The 20,449-nt window shown below is 51.4% G+C and carries 21 protein-coding genes; all 21 read right to left on the minus strand.

Translation table 11 applies throughout. The features are described from left to right. Positions 1-52: 52 nt before the first annotated feature. The 21 genes from GZH47_RS32685 to GZH47_RS32785 all read right to left on the minus strand — a co-directional run bounded on the left by GZH47_RS32685 (position 53) and on the right by GZH47_RS32785 (position 20,449). The gene (locus GZH47_RS32685; RefSeq protein WP_162645790.1) at positions 53-223 is read right to left on the minus strand and encodes a hypothetical protein; all 171 of its coding nucleotides are present in this window, start codon (positions 221-223) and stop codon (positions 53-55) included. After that, positions 220-1,041: a hypothetical protein gene (locus tag GZH47_RS32690; protein WP_162645791.1), complete on the minus strand. Its 822-nt coding sequence runs from the start codon at positions 1,039-1,041 to the stop codon at positions 220-222. Before GZH47_RS32690 ends, GZH47_RS32685 begins: the two co-directional genes overlap by 4 nt. 58 nt (positions 1,042-1,099) lie before the next feature. Next, the gene (locus GZH47_RS34335) at positions 1,100-1,594 is read right to left on the minus strand and encodes a tail chaperonin (protein ID WP_225446649.1); all 495 of its coding nucleotides are present in this window, start codon (positions 1,592-1,594) and stop codon (positions 1,100-1,102) included. A gap of 40 nt (positions 1,595-1,634) precedes the next feature. Further along, positions 1,635-2,411, minus strand: a complete 777-nt coding sequence (locus GZH47_RS32700; protein WP_225446650.1) for a hypothetical protein — start codon at positions 2,409-2,411, stop codon at positions 1,635-1,637. Beyond that, complete coding sequence (locus tag GZH47_RS32705) at positions 2,411-2,914, minus strand: virion structural protein (protein ID WP_162645793.1); 504 nt, start codon at positions 2,912-2,914, stop codon at positions 2,411-2,413. Before GZH47_RS32705 ends, GZH47_RS32700 begins: the two co-directional genes overlap by 1 nt. Before the next feature lie 68 nt (positions 2,915-2,982). Then, positions 2,983-3,708, minus strand: a complete 726-nt coding sequence (locus tag GZH47_RS32710; RefSeq protein WP_162645794.1) for a hypothetical protein — start codon at positions 3,706-3,708, stop codon at positions 2,983-2,985. A gap of 66 nt (positions 3,709-3,774) precedes the next feature. Further along, entirely contained in the window at positions 3,775-6,537 is a 2,763-nt protein-coding gene (locus GZH47_RS32715) for a hypothetical protein (RefSeq protein ID WP_162645795.1), read from the minus strand. A 2-nt stretch (positions 6,538-6,539) separates the two neighbouring features. Next, positions 6,540-7,145 carry a hypothetical protein gene (locus GZH47_RS32720; RefSeq protein ID WP_162645796.1) on the minus strand — a complete coding sequence of 202 codons (606 nt, stop codon included), beginning with the start codon at positions 7,143-7,145 and terminating at the stop codon, positions 6,540-6,542. Between the two features lie 17 nt (positions 7,146-7,162). Next, a complete protein-coding gene (locus GZH47_RS32725; protein ID WP_162645797.1) occupies positions 7,163-8,209 on the minus strand; it encodes a hypothetical protein in 1,047 nt (348 codons plus the stop codon). After that, on the minus strand, positions 8,184-8,666 hold the full coding sequence (locus tag GZH47_RS32730) for a hypothetical protein (RefSeq protein WP_162645798.1): 483 nt from the start codon (positions 8,664-8,666) through the stop codon (positions 8,184-8,186). Before GZH47_RS32730 ends, GZH47_RS32725 begins: the two co-directional genes overlap by 26 nt. Then, positions 8,666-9,439 (minus strand): Ig-like domain-containing domain, encoded by a 774-nt coding sequence (locus tag GZH47_RS32735; RefSeq protein ID WP_162645799.1) that lies wholly within the window; start codon positions 9,437-9,439, stop codon positions 8,666-8,668. The genes GZH47_RS32730 and GZH47_RS32735 overlap by 1 nt, the downstream gene beginning before the upstream one ends. A 2-nt stretch (positions 9,440-9,441) precedes the next feature. Beyond that, positions 9,442-9,714 (minus strand): hypothetical protein, encoded by a 273-nt coding sequence (locus GZH47_RS32740; protein WP_162645800.1) that lies wholly within the window; start codon positions 9,712-9,714, stop codon positions 9,442-9,444. A gap of 54 nt (positions 9,715-9,768) precedes the next feature. Beyond that, positions 9,769-10,647 carry an Ig-like domain-containing domain gene (locus GZH47_RS32745; RefSeq protein WP_162645801.1) on the minus strand — a complete coding sequence of 293 codons (879 nt, stop codon included), beginning with the start codon at positions 10,645-10,647 and terminating at the stop codon, positions 9,769-9,771. A 2-nt stretch (positions 10,648-10,649) separates the two neighbouring features. Next, positions 10,650-10,958, minus strand: a complete 309-nt coding sequence (locus GZH47_RS32750; protein WP_162645802.1) for a hypothetical protein — start codon at positions 10,956-10,958, stop codon at positions 10,650-10,652. Positions 10,959-10,971: 13 nt separating this feature from the next. After that, positions 10,972-11,484, minus strand: coding sequence for a hypothetical protein (locus GZH47_RS32755; RefSeq protein ID WP_162645803.1), 513 nt, complete (start codon positions 11,482-11,484; stop codon positions 10,972-10,974). Positions 11,485-11,497: 13 nt separating this feature from the next. After that, on the minus strand, positions 11,498-13,225 hold the full coding sequence (locus GZH47_RS32760; protein ID WP_162645804.1) for a hypothetical protein: 1,728 nt from the start codon (positions 13,223-13,225) through the stop codon (positions 11,498-11,500). A 21-nt stretch (positions 13,226-13,246) separates the two neighbouring features. After that, a complete protein-coding gene (locus tag GZH47_RS32765; RefSeq protein WP_162645805.1) occupies positions 13,247-15,322 on the minus strand; it encodes a DUF2460 domain-containing protein in 2,076 nt (691 codons plus the stop codon). A gap of 12 nt (positions 15,323-15,334) precedes the next feature. After that, complete coding sequence (locus tag GZH47_RS32770) at positions 15,335-17,371, minus strand: hypothetical protein (RefSeq protein ID WP_162645806.1); 2,037 nt, start codon at positions 17,369-17,371, stop codon at positions 15,335-15,337. 59 nt (positions 17,372-17,430) lie between these two features. Next, complete coding sequence (locus GZH47_RS32775; RefSeq protein WP_162645807.1) at positions 17,431-18,003, minus strand: hypothetical protein; 573 nt, start codon at positions 18,001-18,003, stop codon at positions 17,431-17,433. A 62-nt stretch (positions 18,004-18,065) separates the two neighbouring features. Beyond that, positions 18,066-19,151: a phage major capsid protein gene (locus GZH47_RS32780; protein WP_162645808.1), complete on the minus strand. Its 1,086-nt coding sequence runs from the start codon at positions 19,149-19,151 to the stop codon at positions 18,066-18,068. 29 nt (positions 19,152-19,180) lie between these two features. Next, on the minus strand, positions 19,181-20,449 hold the full coding sequence (locus GZH47_RS32785) for a hypothetical protein (protein ID WP_162645809.1): 1,269 nt from the start codon (positions 20,447-20,449) through the stop codon (positions 19,181-19,183).

Raw genomic sequence — 20,449 nt, forward strand, 5'->3', positions numbered from 1 at the left:
ATTCACCCTGGGGTCCTTATAGATCAGCGATATCTGCTCATGTAACTGCATATTAAACTTTGTCCGTCAAAACCCATAGTTCACCTTTTTCGTTTAGTTCTTTCATAAGTGGTTCAGCTTCTTGACGGGTATCAAAAACTTGCTCCTTACGTTTACCGCCAGTTAACCAAATTACCTTAACTTTTTTCGACAAGACCATCACCTCATATCCTTCGTTATTCAATCAAATTCCCCTTTCAGCTGCTCTTCGGATGTGAACCACGACAGCTCAGGGAACATGTCGCCTGCGGGATTATTCTCTCTGGCCGGGTCAATCTGCTGCCCGCCTTGCGGGTGACTGGCCATGGATTGCGTTAGCATGCGCATGGTTTCTTCCTCGGAGAGCTGGCTGCGCTGCGGTCCATTTCCCCGTTCTACTGGCCGACGTGGTGCGGGAGGTTCCTCCGGACGTGCCAGCGGCGAGTTCATTGCTCGCTCTTGTGGCGACATCATCGGCTGCTTTTGTGGCTGTGGCTGTTGTGGCGGCTGCTGCCCTTTTTGCTGAGCCAAAATAGCTTGTGCCTGCTGGTCAATTGGAATGATAGGGATCCCTCTTAACACCTGCAGCACATACTCGGCTCTGGCCGCATGCCACATCGTTTTTGGAACAGTCCAATTTCCGATGTCCTCGATCTTGTATTCTGGGAAGGCTTCTTTGATGAGGCAATCTACTTGATTGTCGAATACCATCATCTCTTCTCGGAACTCATTTAGGATCTGCTGCGCCTGACCCATATGTAGACCCGATGCATCCAGGATCAAGTCGCATAGTGTTTCTGCGAAGCCGGCCCTGCCATGTCCGAAATCAAAGTCAGCTGGCTCGAGCATGGCTGCTGCACAGATCGCTTCCTGAAAGTCTCCGATCGGCAAATCCTGAATAATAACCTGGCGATACTCTTCCCGGCCCAGCGGGCGAAAATAGAACTCGAACTCCAGCACAGGAACTTTATAGACGTCGTCATATTTATTCTTCCATTTTTGAATCTGCCGACTAGTAGCCATGGATACACCTCTTTACATAGACAACAAGCAGGACGTAATGCCCTGCTCGCTGTGGTTCTTATAATTTAATTGGAGCCGCCTGCGCCACGAATCCGGATTTATCCATGATCATTTCGGCGAGCAAGCTTGGAATGCCGGCTTTGTCATTGCGCATCTTTTCACGAGAATAGTTTCTCGGGAAGAGAACGCATTTCTCCGTGTAGATTTCCTCACGGTCAAGCTGCGTTAAGGTGCGGTCAGCAATACATTCCTTGTATTCCGGACGTTCCAGTGTACGCCAGACGAAGACCTCATCATCAAATGGTGTGAAATAAACACCACGATATTTCTCTTTCCATTGCTCCACTTCAAGTCGTGTCGGACCTTCTGGGAAGATTTCTGTTTCCAGTTCTTCCTGCGTGTACCCGTAGGCCACTACAATACGTTCGGCTTCCTGCTCATCCCCGGACGGCCCTGCTGCCGGTGCCTTATCCCCGCTCATGATCCCGTCTTCACCTTCGGTGCGAGCACCATCGAAGAGGTCCGGTTGCTTTGGTCCCTGATTATCATTCATTGCTTTTATCCCCCTAACGTAATGCATTACACTATAACAATTATATACGCTTTTGATTCATATATAAAGGGCCATTTAAGTCTCTAGCTATGAAACTGTATGTTTCCGTAATTGGTGCACCATCCGAACTCGTTCCGATGCCGTCTTTTCTCATACTTGTCAATTGAACGCCGTTGATGGTTTCTACCGTCAACATGGGCGCCTTTGCATTGGCGTAGCTGGATGTTGAGTAATTCTTAATCTGTGGTGACATGGATTCCGATACTGCCCCATAGTTGATTTTGATGTCGAAGCCGTATTGGGTCTGCGGAAAATACGGTCGATTACCATAAGAGAGAATTGAATTTGTATCGTCTGTCACGCCCCAGAGCGCCTTTTCATATTCGTCGGCGATTTGATCGAAGCCACTCTTTCCAGCCATCTTGAGAATATCGTCCAGCTTGTAATTTTTGAAATCGTCGGGCGTGACAAGCCCGCTTTGCTGTGCTTCTGATACTGCCATTTCAATGGCGTTGGCATTTTGCAGCACGGTCATCAAGTAGCCCACAGACTTGAAGTTGATCGTGAACATACCATTAATCATTCGCTGCCCTCTGGCGACTGCATCGAAGGTGAATGAGTTATAACCGTAGATTGGCATCACTCGCTCCTCGAGCTGAAACGCAACAGCCACGGCCTCATCTACCCAGATGTTTCCGAAATACAGATGCACATCTGCGCCGGAGAAGTAGTCTTCGTTGAAGATTTGATACTCTACCCTGCCGTTTGGCCGGACATACGGGTTTCCTTGTGGAGCGGGTGCTCTGTACATCATCATCAGCCTCCTAGCCGTTTTACTTTTGAAAGTGGATCGATATCGAGTGCATAGAACTCATAGACGTTTTCAGTAAACATATTGTTGACACCCATGACTTTGCCCTCTGTGAAGGTCGTAATGCCATAGATCGTCATGACGCTCTTGCTGCCAAACTCGTTGGCCATAGAGATTGTCACGTCGAACATTGGCATTTCATCCATCAGCACCTTGTATCCTTGCTCCCTGATCTCTTCCAGACATCGGTAGACAATCGTCTCGTCGAAGTCGGTAAACTGCAATATGCCGGTCACGGTACGCATCCCTCTGGTAAAGCCTTTTGGTGTCACCCGGCCCAGTGCAAGAACTGGAAACTTGGCTCGATAAATCGAGTAGGATATTTGCGACAGGTTTCCGAAGACAATTGGGCCTTTTCCTGGAATATTCAGTGTAGCAACCATGTCGGTGCCGGCGTATGTCGTGAATGTCCTCTGCATACCATCAACGTCAGTTGGTCGTCTTTGCATTCCTCTCACCCTTTCATTGGTTATGTAAAAAGGGAGCAGCGAACGCTGCCCCCTTCCCTGCTGCCATCTTATACGATTTGATAAGATTCGCCGGCAGCCGTGTTGGCGCTGGATTGACCCGACGTGCGAAGATTCGCCTTACGTTCAACGCCTTTGATTTTCCGTGCGACGAAAGTGTACGCCGTGGCCGCAACCACATCATCCACCGAGAAGCCGGATCCGGAATTCAGAATCTGGATTCCGTAGAGCTCCATGCCCATCCGTTGGCCAAATTCATTGGCGCCCGTGATGGCGATGTTGAACGGCATCAGCTGGTCGGCGTATTCAGGTGTATAGAATCCGGTCAAGCCGTCTGCGCTGTACCCCTGCTGACCCGATACTGCGCCGTAGCCCAGCTTGGTCATTTGCTCGTCCCACGTCTCAATGCCGTATCCGCCCGTGCTCTTTGCGGCTTGAAGGCCGCTCAGGATTTGATTCTCTTGAGCGCCGACGTTCCACTGGTATTGCTGGAATGTCATGAGGTCCGGTGCGCCCTCGTAGGACTTCTTCATTTCTTCCATGAGCGCATCACGGTCGAACATCGTGAAGATCAAGCTGCCGCTGATGCCACGCTTGCCTCTGGAGAACGAACGTGGATCTGGAGAGCCCATGGTGTAGATCGGCGCTACTTCACGAACCACGGAGTACGTGATCGCTTGAAGCTCACCGATAAGGCGCCCGTTGAATGTTGCAACGATGTCAGCACCGCTGAAGGAGCTGAACGTCCGGGTATATTGCTCTTGATCGAAAGACATGATCTTTCACTCCTTTTTATGTGAACAGAGGGGCTCTCGCCCCGCCGCCCTTATTGATGGATTGCATTACGCTGCACGAAGTACCACGCTTGTGTTGAAGCGGCGAACCTCGAATTGCGGAACCAGTTCAAGAGTAATGAAAGCATTACCCAGGACTTTATCCTGCACGGAGCTGAAGATGGTGAACTTGAAGCGTTGGAGCACGCCAAGCTCCTTCATCTTGTCCAGGCCGGCTTGGATCTCGGCCGACAGTGCATTGCGCTGCGCCAGACCGTTTGGCAGGCCGATGAACGGGTTGGCTTTGCGACGAACCAGCTGCACCGCCGTGTGGACGATACGAACCGTGGACAAACGAGTGTAGTCGGAGAATGGAAGTGCAGCTGTTACGCCGTCTTTCACCACGTACTTCACGATGTTTGCTTGGTTAATTTGATCGGCGAAGGTTACGAATCGACCATCGGACAGCTGGTTGTGCTGTGCATCAGAGAGCTTGTACCGCAAGCCTTTAACAACCTCGAGCGTGCGGTTCGTTGTCGAAACCTCTGGGTTCAGCGTGGAGATCAGAGCTGCGTAAGTGGCTGCGCCGCTTGTCACGTAATTTCCGATCTTGTCACTGGAGAGGCCGATTTCCGGGCCGAACACGATGTTCACGTAGCGGCCGATGTCGATGCGGTCGCCTTCATCGTTCAGAACATATTCGTGCGTCGCTTCCGTGTACACGTAATGTTCATTCACGTAATCCGTGCGGATACCGTTACGCTCGTAGAGCGCACGCTTGTCGGCGTTGATGTCGCCATCGAGGAATCCTGGCTTGGTCAGCATGTCGATGTACTCTTGTACGTCCAGCAGAGATGCGCTCAGTGCCGGCGCTACACCAATCGTGCCGATGGTCTCCCAGGTCTTCGCCGTTGCCGTTGCGCAGTGCAGTGCAAGTTGGTTGGCGAAACTTTTCTCTGGAACTAGCGGATCGATCAGCGTGTTGGCATGCACATCGAGCAGCACGATCTCGTCAACCACATAGTTTTCGAGTTTGCCATATACGCCCAGCTGGATGAGCTTGTAATCGTCGCCAACGAAGTCATACTTGCCGCCGAGTGTTTCATATAGCTCTTGCATTTGCGTCGGGCTGGTGACGTCGAACACACCGTCGGATCCGAGCCAAGGGTAGCGATTCGGAGAATCCATTGGTTCATTCAAATCTTCCTTCAGCGTGCCGGGAGCTTGTTCGCCGAGGAACGTTTTTCCCGTCACTTCCAGCCCTTGAATCGGTACGCTGCCGTACTCGTTCGCAGCTGCCAGGTAGACAACGTTGTTCTGCGAGTCGTTATTGACGTAGTTCACGAACTGGCGGATCGTTTTGATTTGTGCCAGTTTCTTGGTGCGGTATACAAGAACCGTGTCACGGTACGATAGGCGCTTCTCTTCCGGCTTGTAAAAAGAGATGATCTTTTCGTAGCCCGTTGGATCTTCCGGATCTGTTGTCACTTCGACGGCTACCCCATGAAGGGTTTCAAGATCGTAGATATCCGTGAGGCCACCGTACACCGAGCCGGCGTATTTACCGAACACTTCCACCTTCGGGTCTTGAACCGTCGATGCGGAAGTCTTATAAGAGGCAATCAATTGAGCGCCAACCGGCGCTGCCCCGGCCGTAACCGTCACCGTTTTGTCGGCAATGCTCACACCGTAGTCGGTACCTTCCGAAAGCTCCACACGAGTGTTTCCGCTCTTGTAGAACACGCCGAAGCCAGTGGCCATTGGTGCGTAGTTCAGGTCATATGTGGCAGCCGTACCTGGGATCGGGCCTTCCGAAGTGCTCGACTGAGCAAAGGAAGTGAACCAAGCGTATTCGACCGTCACCGTTACGTCCCCCGTAAGAGCCGGATACGTTCCTTTGCCGACCTCGTTGTCATAGGCGGATGTGAAGAAGATGCCGCCGTCTTTGTAGTCTTGATCCGACCATGCATCTGTCAGCGGGTTAGCCGTTTGGCCTTTACCCACACGGTAGATGTAGTCGCCAGTCGGCGTTGTCGAGGAGATCGTGAACACTTCGCTAGTAGCGTTGTCTTTCACGACAACGACTGGGATGTGTCCGGACTCCAGTCGATCAGACCAGTTATTGCGAGCCGAGTAGAAATGATGGTTGTTCGCCGTATCTTTCGACAGGGTGTAATCCGGGTCGTTGTAGTTTGGCACGCCGCCTTCGAGCTTCGGAACCATCGTATAGTTGCGAGTCTCGTAATCGAAGGAGAGCCTTACGGTTGTGCCAGGGCGCATTTTGTTGCCGAAGAAGAATGCTTTTTCGGCTCCCGTGGCCGGATCGATATAGTCAAGGACGTTTCCGATGGTCATGTTGACCGCAGTTCCGTCTTTCTGAATGACTTCGACTTTGCTTACGCCAACGAATTTGCCGCCGGATGGCACATCCACGTCGATGAAGAACGGCTCGTTCCCTCTCGCATCGCCGAGGTATTGCTCCATATTGCGGGCTACGTCTTTCGCTTGCAGAATCGTTTTGGCCTGTTTGCCGCCAATACGGAGCAAACGAACGTCTTCGTTGCCGGCTTTGATTGCTTCGTACAAGCCACGAAGCAGGCTCGCCTGGACAGGGCGTTTTGTTTTACGGTCGATCAAACCGCCGAACAATTTGTCAGCCGCTTTGATCCCCAGATCACGAACGCTGACTGGTTCGCCGGATGGACCGTCCACTGCGGTACCAATAAACAAAATGGATTGCGTATTGGCCTGCAGGCTTTGGTTGCCAGAGTAAAGGTTGCCGTCTTCATACGTCACCTTGACGCCGGGCAGGTTTTCGTTCTCGTTTGCCATTGTCACTCATCCTCCTTGGATACTTCTTGTGGCTGGACAACTTGGGCCTCAACCATCATCTGTTGAATCTGGTTGAGAAATAAGGGCATGATCTTCTCGAACCGCATTGTATATTGGATCGGACGGCAGGCAATTGGGAACCTGAAATCCGTGATCACCGTGTCTGGGAGTTGTTGCAAAAATGTAATCTCTTGCACGCCATTCATTTTGAAGAATCCCTTGTATAACAGAAGGAACTCGTCCAGCTCTTCAATCATTTCGTCGGCTTGTTCGGCCGATGCCGAGTAGACGTTGAATTCCACGACGACATCAAAGATTTGACCCCGCAGCTCCACCCACTCACCTTCTCGATAGGGGTGTCTGATGGTTGCTCGGTGACGTGGCTTGATGTCCTTAAAGCTCGTGTTGACTGTTCGGTGGATCTTCCGGTATGAGATCCTCGGAAGAGCCATGTCTTCTTTGATTGGCTCATGCCGTTTGAAGTCTCCCTCTTTGCCGGCCAGCTGCCACAATCTGCGGAGCTCATCAATGAAACCCATGTAATTCGTTGGCTTATTGGACCGCAGCCGACTGTCAACGTATGGATCCTTTGCGACTTCCGGATTCATCTCGATAGGCCTCAAATTCATACCCTCACCCTCACCAGCGCACTGGCGTTCATTTTTTGTATCGTAAAAATCGGCACCAATTCGATCGCTGTATTGATGATCCCGTTGAGCTCGTCGGTGGTCAGTTCGTAGTCGTACCGGCGGAGCTGACCCAGCTTCATTCGGTACATTAGGGCGACTTCGATCTGATCTTCAAGTTCCGATTTCACGAAGGAAATGCCGACCCGCCCGACGTACTCTTGTTGGATCTGAGCGATTTCCTGAATGACATCCTGGGCAATCCTGAAATTGGAGATGTTCTTGTGAACACTTCCTTCTGTTGCCACGGCGCATGTTGCAGAGGTGCAGATCGTCCCTTTCTTAAAGCTCTTTCTGAAGCAAACCATTCCTGCACTGCGCAGTTCGATGATTTGATCATTGGTGAACTCGGCCTTCAGATCCACGTCAGCAAGCGCCTTGTTGATTGGGCTTGCGCCTATCTTCAGGGCTGTAACCAGGCCCGCATACACGGCGGCAGCTTTTCGATCTTTGATCTGATCGACAACAACCGAGATGTACTTGCCGGTTTCCTCAATGCCGTCTTCTGTGACAATGCTGAGCTTCGCAATGCTTACAAAAAGGGATCGGTATGCCTCGAAGCCGGACAAACCTTCAATATCGAAGAATCCATGTATGAGCTGTCCGTGGTACTCCTTTTGCTTAGCGAAATCGATGAAATCCTGGATCTCGTCAGGCATCTTGTTGAAAGTAAAGCCATCAATATATATGAGATCAAATGGGAATGGCATAAGGCATCGATATAAGTATTGAAATGCATTACGATCCATCCTCATCAGATACACATCAAAATTGGCGAACGCCGTGGCGTCGTCGCATCGGTCGATCAGCGGCCCGGATCCAAAAATCATCTTGGCTTGATCAACCGACGTCACTGGCGTGGGCTGATACATCTGCCCTTTTGCTGCTTCTGCAGCAATCACCAGTCGCTTACCGAGCGTGATGCCCTCATCCATGAATAGATGAGCGAGCTGCTCGTAGCTAATGTTCGGTGAGGGTTGCATCATCGTTGTCCCCCTTCCAATCAAGCCGTACATAGACTTGCCAGAACTCTATTCTTCCCGTGTCGCCACGGAGCGGGTCCGGCACACTAACGTAGAGCTTTTCGGTAATGGTCGCTGGCTTCTCGCCATCCCATTCCACTTCCAAGATCAAGTCTCCCGGCTGCGGCGCTACGTCGTGCTCCATGTAATACTTGTAGGTCGTGGCGGCAATATTCCCGAGCGGTGAAACTCGTCTGGCGCCCGGCAAAGTTTCAGGCACTACGCTGACTTTTCGCCGGGTCAGGCAGCTTCGGATGGACACCTTGTAGGTGGTGCCGAAACATTTCGGGCAATCCGCCATAGGCTCCCCGCTGCGCTCCGAATAGCAATCGCACCGGAACCGCTTGTCTTGCCGCACATAGACAACCTTGTGGCCGTACTTCTCCAGGATGTCTTTGATGTCGGCCCGAAGATCACGCATTATTCAAACGCTCGACTTTCGGGGCTTCCAGCTGCGGTGCGGAAGTTGGCGGAAACAGGTGCTGCATACCCTCTGCGATTACGGCCAAGCATCGCATCTTGCCAGAACTTGAGCTCACCGGAAAGATCAGATAATGCGTCTTCCACCATTGTGAGCGGGTCAGAATTGCCGGAACCGCCGCCGGTACCCGACCCTGAGCTTGCGCTCTCTTGAACCGTCAAATCGCCGAGCGTAACCATTCCAGACGTCGAGGCAGTTGATGTTGGACCTCCCGTAGATGCATCGCTGTTTAGAATCCGCATCAGGAGCGAGGAGAGCAATGCTCTCGCTGCTTCATAAGCCACGTATTTTTGAGTCGGGAAGTAGGCGTTGTCCCGCTCCTCCAGTGCTTTATATCGTGAATTATTTACGTCCACGATTAGTCCCTGGAGCTGGTGTGCCTTCTGTCCGGCATTTCGAAGCGCCACGTAGATTTCCGACAGCTCAAAGCTTGTGTACAGCTTCTTGACTACGCTGCGAACTTCGAGTGGACCTGCGTAGAGCGGCCCATATTCGGTCGTAAAAGCAATCGCCATGGTTTCTTCAAGCAAATTTCCGGACACCGACTTGATCCCCTTATCAAGCACCAGCGTATAGCTGTGATTGAGTTTCAGCGGCTCGGTAATTTTCAAGATCACTCGACGTGGATTGTCGGGATCAATCGTTGGAACACCAATGCCGGTCTTCATTCCGAACTCTTTGGGCGGGATATATTCTTCATCCAATGGAATCATCGTTACATCACCGTCCTTTCATCGAAACATCCCGAATATGCGTTCATGAAGTCCATTTCACTTCTTCTTGAACTAACCTGAAAATGGGCAGAATTCAGCCTCAAATCAGCTACTGTAAGTGTAGCATGACCCACCTCAAGAACACCATTTGCATGGAAAAACCCAATCTCTGGCGTAGGTGGAAAATCGGCGCTAATTGGGCTGTTTAGCTCATCATATGTCATAAATCCTAATAAAATCTGTTGATTTTGAGTGTATCCTCCCAAGTAGCTCACGAAGCATCCTCCTTGCCGTTATGTAATGCCCCTCGCCGAGACGAGAGGGTTTATTTAATTCTTTTCATCGACCACGTAGAACATGTCTGGGGTCAGACTCTCTGGATCCACATCATCGCTGAACTCGATTACGATTTGCGTGATGCCGGCGACCGGCAAATTCACGCTGCTTGCTGCAGGTGAGGTCTTCTCTACCGAAAATAACAGCCCTTGTGCCTGTGGCTGGTCGGCGAAGAACTGCTGCAGCGTTTCGATATGAGCCTCATTGGGGTCAAGGATATCGACTGGCGGTGCTTCCGGTTGCGATTGCTCTTCGCCACTGTACATGAACTGCACGGGTTTGGAGAACGCACTGCGGGCGCCATCACTACGAATGGTCCGGATCCGAGCATAGTGACCACCCTTGGCATAGAGAACATTTGGAAGGATACTTGTCTCAAAGATCCGCATCCGCTCCGTTGGCCATACGAGGACGTCGAAGGTGTTACTCTTTGAAATCTCGAGCTCGTAGTAGTAGGCGTCGGCTGCAGCTTCCCAAGAGAACTGTGGCCCTTTCCTGACCTCCGATAGATCCGTTGGCGACAACAACACAGGAGGCTTTATGCCCTTTGCGTCGGCCGTATAGAACTCGACGGAATAGGTGTCCGGCATTGCCTTTCCGGTGATATCTTTAACGCCGTCCTTCCCGCCGATGATCTGCACCTGGTAATGCATCAGAGGGCTCATTGGGATTTTTGGCTGAATGGCAAGCACCCGGCCTTTGTAAATAAAATCGATAGGAAGGTTCTTCTGCTCATCTAGGTTGTACAGAATGACAGCACCCTCCGCCAATGTGTTCACATTGAGATCGACCATGAAGTAAACGTCGATGCGAGCATCGATCGCAACACCTTCAGCCATATGGTGGGGGTCGGATCGCATTACGAAATTCATGTCTACCCCTCCGATTGATACTTGTAATTGACCGTTATGACGGCCTTGTCCACTGGCGCCTCGGTAAAGATGAGGTCTTTACCGGACAAGGTGTAATCTTTATCGAGCCCTTTGATCATATACATGCCGTCCTTGTAGACGGACTCGCTATTTTTCAATGGCTCCTGCGCCAATCGGTATGTTTTGTTGACCCCGTCTCTTACGCCAATAGGCACTTCTTGAAATACCGTATTGGAACCAGAGAAGTCGGCCATCAAGCCGATCTTCATCCGGTATAAAGGAAATCTGGGGTGCTGCTGAACATGTGCCACGCCAATCCCCTCCTCACTTCCACATTAAGCAGAAATCGTACACGGTCGGCCGAGTTGTCCCTGTGTAGAGGCACTGGACCTTCAGCTGTACGAACTTGCTTGCTGTAGTAAGATAAATAGGCTTGTCTGCCTTTACTTCGTTCCATGAACCGCTTGTGGAATGGCGGTAAAAGAACTTTACGGTCGAGCCGAAATCCGGATCCTCTTCCATGTTGGATTGGATGTACAGCTCGTCCGTGGTTGCCGGCAGTTCCAAGAGGGGCGTGATCCACGAGTCCTGATTGATCGAGAAGCTCAGCGTGCTCCGGACTGCATTACTCGATGGATCACGATTACTATCATCCGTGAAACCTTCACAGAAATAGTATTTGTATGGCGATACCAACAGCAACATGTCATAGCGCTCCAGCGTGGTTTTGAGCTTGATTGCCTCCGAGATGTTGGCCTGCATGGTATTCAAGTGAAAATCATGCAGGACTTGACCATCAAGGAATGCGATGCGCTTCATGTAGTTTGGTGTTGCCATATTATCACCGCCCTTAGTACGTTACAGACCAGGTAATCCGCATGCCGGTGTTCTTGTCTTTCGTTACAGGACCGATGCCACTGATGTTGAACATGTCGCCATCGAGCTGATCCGTGAACATTCCCACCGTATAGATTTCGTGCGTTTCGTTCAGCCAGCTGTATTTCACCGCAACGACGTCGCTTGGAACCAAACTTGTATTGAAGGAAACCTGCTTGCCGTCCGAAGAGATCGTGTAATGCGTATCCTTCGTCAGCACAGTCCCATTGCGTCTCACCTCGACGATGAAGTTGCCAGAGAGGTCTTTGGTAATAGCATGCTTCAGCCCGTAAGAAGAGACGCCCGCCGCAATGGTCAACAGTTCGTTTGGTTCTTCTTGAACCACAGGCCCAGGAACGCCTTTCGGGAAATCTGCCACGTACTGAACCGTCGTTCCGGAGTTGATTCGGTATTCAACCGTGATCTGCCCAGGAGTTTCAACAGGTACGCCCTGCGTCGGAGCAGAGCTGAACTGCAAGATGCCTTGCGTCGGGTTCAGCAACCATACGTCGCCTTTACCGATTTCAAGACCTTTGGTCGCCGAATCGATCTTGTAGCTTGTCACAGTGTGATCAAGCGCTTCGTGGCGAATGGCAACCAGTTCAAGAACCGGGCCTTCAGCAAGTCCGTATACCAGATGGTCGTTGTTCAGCTGCTCTTGGTACTTGATCTCGATCGCAGCATTCAGTGCCGGGACAGCCGTCAGCTTCACTGTGCCCGCTGTTGCATCCACGATGCTTGCGGCGATGTCCGTACCGTCCACTTTCACGCTGACCAGTTTGAGCACCTTGTTGGTGTTCGCCAGATCAAACGTATCTTTAGCGGCGTCTCCGATGTCGTTTTGCGTTTTTTCAACGAAAGCGATCGGCTTGGTCGGAAGCACCTGGATCTCCGCTTCGCCTTTGGATACGGCAGCCGGATATTGAACCAGCTGACGGAAGCCAGTGAACTCGCCCTCCAGAACTTTGCGGAGCTTGTCGCCAGTGGCGAATTCTACAGGCTTGCCAGAAGGATGGGTCGCAGGTTTACCGCCGATGCCCATAAAGCCCAGGGAATACCGGATCTTGTAGCTGTAGCTCACTTCGACAGCAGACTTCGCAGTTGCGAAGAATACTTTGCCCGTTCTGTGGTCGATCTTGTAGGTTTTGTCAGCGTCCGAAGGAACCGCACCCCGTTTATACGCAACGCCGGCAACCTTAACGACTTCGGTGCCATTTACGATCTCAACGTAAGCATTGACCGTGCGGCGGAAATCAATCTTCACTTGGTTCAGCGGCGCCACTTTGAAGACGATTTTTCCTTCGTCCGCATTGCCCACGTACACGTCTTGCTCCAAGACCAGATCCACACCGTCTACGGTGACTTTTTTGAGTTCCGTGATCATCGTGACGTCTGGAATTGCGATAACAGTATCCGCATTCGTAGCGCCTTTGTTGACCTCGTAGGAGCCCTCTGCCTCCCGCTGCCTGGAGAGGTTGAACACATATTGCCCGTCGCCATTAGCGGCGAGCAGCGTGTCCCCCTTATCGACTTGCTGAGCTTTCACGGTTTTGGCCGGGTCGCTCATGACTTTGCCGACAATTTCATTGGCCGTCAGGACGACGAGGTTCTTTTTCTCCTTGGAAAACGTAACCTCGCCCTTCTTGTTGTAAAGCTCCAGCTTTACTCGGCCTCTTGCTTGCAGTTGCATTTGATCGTTCATTTCCGTTTCCCTCCTTCTGGATTAGTATCCGCCGTAGAATGGATCGCCGTCTTTGTTGAGCAGCGTGATCGTCCATGTTACCCGAATACCGGTGGATACTTCTTTGCGAGTTTCGCCCACTCTTACGATCGAGAATGCGTCAACTGGATAGTTGCTGTATCCGTCGATTTTATCGTCGGTCCGAGGGCCGTCGGCCAGAATCATCTCACGAATTGTGATGTTATGGTTTGGCACGTTTTCAGGGAACTCGGCGATGAAGCTGATGGTCCCCTTATCCAGCTGATACCACGGGTATGCAATGCCGCTCTTCGGCTTCTCGATAATTTGACGAGTATATCCGGTGGCTACGCCTGGAATCTCGGCCGAAACATAGAGCACTTCGAAGGAAGTAAAGATCGTCGAGCCGTCCGTGTCCACTGGGCTGAGGTATAGCTTATTGCCGTCAACCAGGAACTTACCAGGGCCGAACTCGGCTTTGGTGGCCGCAAGTGTGAGCACTTTCTTGTCCGCTGCTTGGCCGTTGACCTTGACGGACGTAGCTGCTTTCACGGGGAGATCCAGCGTTTTTGCTGCTTCGGACCACTCGTAGCTGACTTTCAGCGTTTCGCCGGCAACTGGTGCGGTTTTCAGCGTAAACGTTCCAGCGTTCAGATCTGGCGTCACATCCGCAGAGGCAATGAGTGTTTCCGTGGAGTCCGCTGCCACTTTCGTTACGGCAAGCGTGCCTGCCACGAGCGGCTTCTTGGCCAGCTTGAACAGTTTGTTCGTGCCATCGATAGTACCGACAGGGACTTCAGCTGTAATCGGATGCGTCACTTTGTCGGCTGTCAGCAACGATGCGATCTTCTGGATGTACTGCTCACCAGTCACATTGTAGGTGATCAGTAGGCCGCTCAGCGTGCGGTTGAAGTACAATTTGCCTGATTGGGCATCAGCAAAGTATTTTCCTTCAGCCACTTCAGCCTTGGTCTCTACCCGATCCATCGCATCACCGTCATACTCCACGACCAAGCTCTCCGGAACGACCGGGAAGCTGATCAGCTGCGTGGTGAAAGGCGCCACGTTTGTGGTGCTGTAGACCGTAGGTGTGTCGAAGGTTTTCGTGAAGTTCTCGAGCTCGTGGATCAAGCCGTTCATCTCTTTCGTCAGTGCGTCGAAATGGATGCCGGCAATGGCAACTTCCGGATTCACGATTGCGGCGTCAGCTGCGGAGAACTTGATTTCGATCTTGTGCGCCAACGTGTGGTCCAGACCGGAGAGCTCGAAGCTTTTCTCGACAGGAACAACTGCGGCAGCGTCATAGCATTCGATTTCATTTTTCAGCACGTTATCCACATAGATTTCAATTCGCCCGCCTTTATCGGACGAAAGATAATCCACCTTGAAATTGCTGATTTTTTCCTCGAATGCAATCTTGTCGCCGATCGCCGGGGACACCTTATTCTCGCCGCTTGTAGCCCAGCTGCCTGTATAGGTCAGACGATCATCGGCCAAATCGACTTCGTAGTTCTTGCCGTCGCCGATACCGATGAACATGTTCGTGCTGGAGCTGTAGATTTCCGAGGTGATTGGAATCGCACCCGACACCGGCGTCTTCACAATGCGGAAGGCCTTCTTGCCGACCTGTGTGGAAGTTTCTTCTTTCAGGAACAGTGTCTTCGGACGGTAAGCATAGGAGCTCTTGAAGTCCTTGTCTTCAACCGCTTTCCAGAAGATGTTCGGGGCGTATTTCAGCTGATCTACCCCGTCTACCACTTCGGAGATTGCATCGATTCCGATATGATAGATTTTGGATTCGTCGTTAGGAATCCGTACTTTATAGAGCGTCCGCTCTGGGTCGCCAGAGAACGCACGAAGCAGAATTTCTTCGGCGCCGTTTACGACCAAGTTGGCTTGATCTGCAAGAAGGCCAAGAACGTTGCCGCTTCCATCGATCTTCTCGATTCGAATGTGCCCTTTCGGAGCAAACTCGAACACGTCATGCAAACCGCCGGATTTCGGCTTTTCCATGCGGGCTTTCAAGTCGGCCGCAAACTTTTGCTTTTTCGGGCCATCTGGCAGGAGCGCCAGAAGCTTCTCGATTGTTTGCAATTTCATTTTTGCTCACTCCTAACCCTTCAAAGTATTGGTCCCCAAAATGAAGTGGCCAATTGGCCATCCTGCTGAGATATCACCCAGGGCGTACAGAACCTTCTCACGGCCGTCCAATTTGAACTGGTCCTTCAGGCTCGTCGTCACGGATATATCACGGCTGGTCTTGAGGTGTAGATTGTATTTCGCCCATAAATGAGGCTTATACTGTGGGGAAACAAGATCATTGGCTGATACATGGAACAGTTCGGAGCGGGAAGCTCCCAGATCCGGGCTGATGCCCAATCTTTCGCTGGCCAATATGCGATAATACTCCTTCACCAATCCCCGAAGGTCATCGGATGTCGCAGCTACATCAGCGTAATGCACGACAAAGTTTTCATGCTCTGTTTCTTGTGGGGTAGAACGATTGGTAAGCTGTTCCGCCAGCAATACGTCCATATAGTCAGAAAGCCTTTCGGCTGCAGACGGCGCAAGTTTCGTAGAGTCGCTCGCAATAAGGTCCGTGTCTTCTTGAACAGAGCTTGACGTCTTGAATCGGCGGGCAGTCTGCTCTTTACTACCGATCGAGAGCTGTTCGCTTGGTGTAAACGGCATTTCCTTGTATCGGAGCGTGAACCGCTCACCCATTTCCGCAAGGGCATCTACATATTCGTAGAAATGATAGTTCACGAGTGCATGCCGCTTTGAGGTCATATGATTCAAGAATTTATCCATCAGTCCGATTTCATAGTCGTACCGGAAATCCTTGTCTCCAAGAATCAGATTCCAAGCCAGATCGTACAGGAACATCCGCTTATTAACGTCGTCCCCTTCGACCACATCATACTCGATGATTCCATCGGAACCACTGATATAGTCGGCGTCATCGATCAGATTGATCATAACCTCTGCTATTCGCTGATCCATGAGCATATATGGCATGTACGCCTCCTGGAACATCATCCTCATAAAGAAGAACAGTTCTTCAGAAGGTGTAACGCCCAACGCTTCTTGTAGATGGCTGGCGAACACAGACAGCGTTTCTTTGGTCTCTTGTACGATACGATAATTTACATCTTCTCTGAAGATAGGCTCTGTCAATAATTTTACCGTACTGTTTGCATGGAAAACAAAGTTATCGTGAGGCATTAGCGTGTACGCTGCCCGCAAAACTTCGGCTTTAACATCCAAAGCGTAGCGACCTTCTAAATAAATCGCCTTATTTTCGTCATTTTCTAAGAGCACTTCGATATTCGAAGCTTTCACAATGTTTTCCAGGTACTCTTCGAGGAAAATCTCCACAACCATGGAGACGATGTCGCTCGGCTTTTGCTGGAATCGGTCGTAAGCCCGGTACATCTTCATGATGTCAGCAAATTCCCGCTTATCCGCCAAGAAATCCTCTTTGAAACTGGAGTAGAGGCTCTTGCCGATAAAATCAAAGGAGCTCTTTAACTGTGCGACCAGCGATTCGTTTACCACATTTGACCGATCAGATTCGCTATCGAACGTCTCGGAGATCAGGTGCTCCAGCAGCTCGTCTGGCTCCAGGCTCGGGATAAACCGAACAAATTCGGAGTGACTTACCGCCTGATAAGCATCGCTGGTCATAAGCTGCAGGAACGCTTCGATCTTTTCATCATCGATCATTTCGATAATGTTCAACAGATCATAGAGCATTTCATAGACCACAATGTGGTTAGCTTCATCTCGAGCCTCGGAATAAACCCAATCACTCTTCCACCCCTCAAGGGATATGCCCCGGATCCGGTATTGATTGAAGGCTTGAACCCCCACATAATCCTCATGTCTTGTTGAAAGCCAGTAGGATTCTGATATCCCGGTATCAGGTTCACTCAGAACAGCTTTGATTCTATACCGCTGACCCTCGATGTCCGTTGCATCGATGCCGGTGCTGATTGATTTCTGGTGAATGGTGGACACCGTGTTCAGACCATTATTGATTGCCCGAATACGGTATGTCCCCGGTTCACCTGGAAACGAAACATGCTTGAAGATCCGATTATTGTGCTGCTCTTTGAAATCGACAGGGAAAGGCACGGCTTTAGCCATTGCATATGCCAGCTCTGAAGTCCTTGACTCAAGCATATCAATCCCTGCCTTTCCTCGGATTATTTCTCAGCAGCTGCTTTGCCCTTGCCTGCAGCTTTGCCGGTGTCCTTGGTAGCTTCAGAAGCCTTGTCAGCCTCTTGAGCTTTGGCAGCATCTTCTGCAGCCTGTGCGGCTTCAGCAGCCTTGGCGGCGGCCTCAGCGTCTTCAGCTGCAGCCTTATCGGCGTCATCGGTATTCACAGCAGCGGCTACAGAAAACAGGTCGGCCTGCCCTTCTGCTTGTGCCGTTACGACGTTGGCCGAATTAGCGTTTACCGCATCGGCACGGTCCAAGGCAAACACAGGTGTGTGCTTATCCCAAGTGCCGTCCAATTTCTTGCGGTCCTTCTCTTTTCCGCTGAACATGCCATCGAACTTGGCTTTCCAAGCGTCGATGAACGTCTGCGGGATATCCCCCTCAAACAACACCAAAGCTGGAGGCTGGCAACAGACGGCATGCGTGATCTTTGTCAGATCCGTATTACCGTCAACGTTGATTGTTTGCACAGGCTTCTCCAGCGTCAGATAAGTGTTGGTGAGGGGATCGTAAAAACTCTGTTTTCGTGGCGCAAGGCCAACCTTGATCTCAGGCATCTACGATCCCTCCCGTTATTTTTTGTTGGTTTGAAGTGCGATCTGTACCGGTACCGTCTCGATTAAGAGACGATACGGATACGATCTGGAGCTGGCCATGTTTTCTCGAACGCCAGGTTGCGGGCAACCGCCACGGCCTTACCTTCGTTGAGAACGCCTACGCCGTAGCGCTCTTTGACCTTGATCGTTTGAATATCACGCATCGGATCGTCGAACTGTTCCGTAGAAAGCGGGTCCTTGACCAGCAGAATGCCGATATTGGACTTGTCCACCACGTACATGTCGAATTTCTTCGTCTCGTAGTTGAACGGTGCGAACGGCGTGAAGTTCAGATTGATCGAGAACGGAATCCGACCGGATACTTGTTCTGGATTAATCTGCAGGTTCGTGATTTGGCTGCCGCCAAGTGCAGCGTAGGACAGCGACTGCATGATGTCGTTCTTGAAGAACACGCTCCAAGTCAGAGGATGCATCAGGATGTCCGACGGCGTGAAGCCGTTACCCATTACCGCAATGAACATGTCGATCAGATCTTCAGTGCTCATCGTGTTGTTCAGGTTGCCCGCTTCATCGTATCCGTTTGTACCTGCTTCGTGGTACTTCTGACGAATGTCATTATCGAATACAACGTGGCCGTGCTTGGAGAACTGATTGAAGATTTTCTCTTCCTTCAGTCGGGCCATCGCTTCGCCGGCTTTGCGAACCAAGATGCCGATTACGTCCCACTGGGAATCGTTGATCATTTCGTCGGTTACACGAACGACCATACCGGACTTGCCGACCTTCACCTCTTGAGTACGGTGGAGTTGGAAGTCCACAGTTTCTTCAAGGTAGGATTGGCTTTCGCCGATATCGTGGGCCCGCATTGCGCCGATCGAAGGGAACTCAATGGAGCGACCTTCCGTCAGGCGAACCGTCTGCAGCAATTGGGAGCCGAGGTAAAGCGGCTCTGCTGCTTCCCGCATCATGCCGGTCACGACACGAGGGATGAGGATGCTTGCATCCTGCGTGGTCAGGGCCTCTTTGACAGAAACCAAATCGCTTTTCGGGATTTGCGTCCAGTCTTCGTTCAGGTCCAGCTGACGCTGCATACGTTTAAGGACGCTCTGGGACGCCTCGGAAAGTTGCATTTCGTTTACGTTAAACATTGTCTGTGCCCTCCTTTTATGAGCTGCGATTATTTATGAAGCAAGATGCGAACTGCGCCGATGGAACCTTTGAAGTCCCAGCCAGTAGGGATACCAGGAATTTGACCAGTTGCTTTGTACGTTGCCGTCACTGCAATTGGCGCCGAACCCGCTGTGTTATCGACATTCACAACCACCAAGCCGAGCTCGTAGTTGATGTACACGATGTGACTTGGCTTCGCCGTGTCTGTATCAAGCGTCGTATTGCCGGCTTTGATAACGGCCGATCCTTCGATGGCTGGCAGATGCAGCAAGCGGAAGTCGTGTCGGCCGGATTGGCCAGCGTTAACCATGCCGATTACTTCGTTCGTATACGACACTTCGATGTTGGCGCCGTTCGTTAGGCCAGGGATGCCCTTCGGCTGGTATTTGCCAGTGGCAATGTCCATGTTGTTGTACGTGCGCTCATACGGGTATCCAGGGAAGCCGTCTTGAGTGCCGATGTCTTCCGGACGGAAGCCGCTGTTGTTGATCCACTTGTCGTCGGAACGCATGTCCTCTTGCGACCATTGGACCCATTTCAGCCATCCAGTCGGAGCGGATCCGTCTTTAATTGGCGTTTCAACAGCCCAGATTTGGCCGAAGGATTGCTCGCCAAGACGGCTCATTTCCGTCAGTGCGACTTTCAATTCGGCAAGATCGGCGGCATCTGCAATGTCTTCACGAAGCTTGTCGAAATCGGCTTTGATGACACGGCCAACGGTGTCGGACATGACGTAATCGCCAGGTTGTGCCGGACGAGTTGGATCTGCGTCATAGAAGGAGCCCCACTCGACTTCTTCCGCATCCGCTTTGAGCGGGATATACGGCAGTTCGATGTAGATTTCGTTTTCGACCGTAGGCTGCATGCCGTTGAAGCCGTCAACGAATTGCTCGTACAAATTGCCATAAGCTACGCCGATCGGGCGGTTTGCTTGGCGAGTGTGTTGCGCTCCGGTTTTACCGGTTTCCGTCACGTCTACGCCGCCGTTTGCCAGCGTGATGACCGGAACCCATGCGTTCGTGTCGAAGTCTTTGACTTGACCCGGTTTGTTCGGATTGTCGAATACGTCCGTCGCCGGTGCGATGACACGGCCTTTCGGAATTACGACGTAACCGTCGCCGCCGAAGTGGTAGCGAAACAGGCGCTTGAGGCGAGGGTCGATCAGGAATTTTTCACCTGGGCTGTCGTGCGTACCCGCCTGCAGCTTCGTATTGGAGCGGAAGTATTGGTCTTTCTGGTCCCGGATTGGGTTGCCATTACCATGAAACAATGCCAT

Origin of the sequence: Paenibacillus rhizovicinus (genome assembly GCF_010365285.1) — a bacterium.
Classification (GTDB): Bacteria; Bacillota; Bacilli; order Paenibacillales; family Paenibacillaceae; genus Paenibacillus_Z; species Paenibacillus_Z rhizovicinus.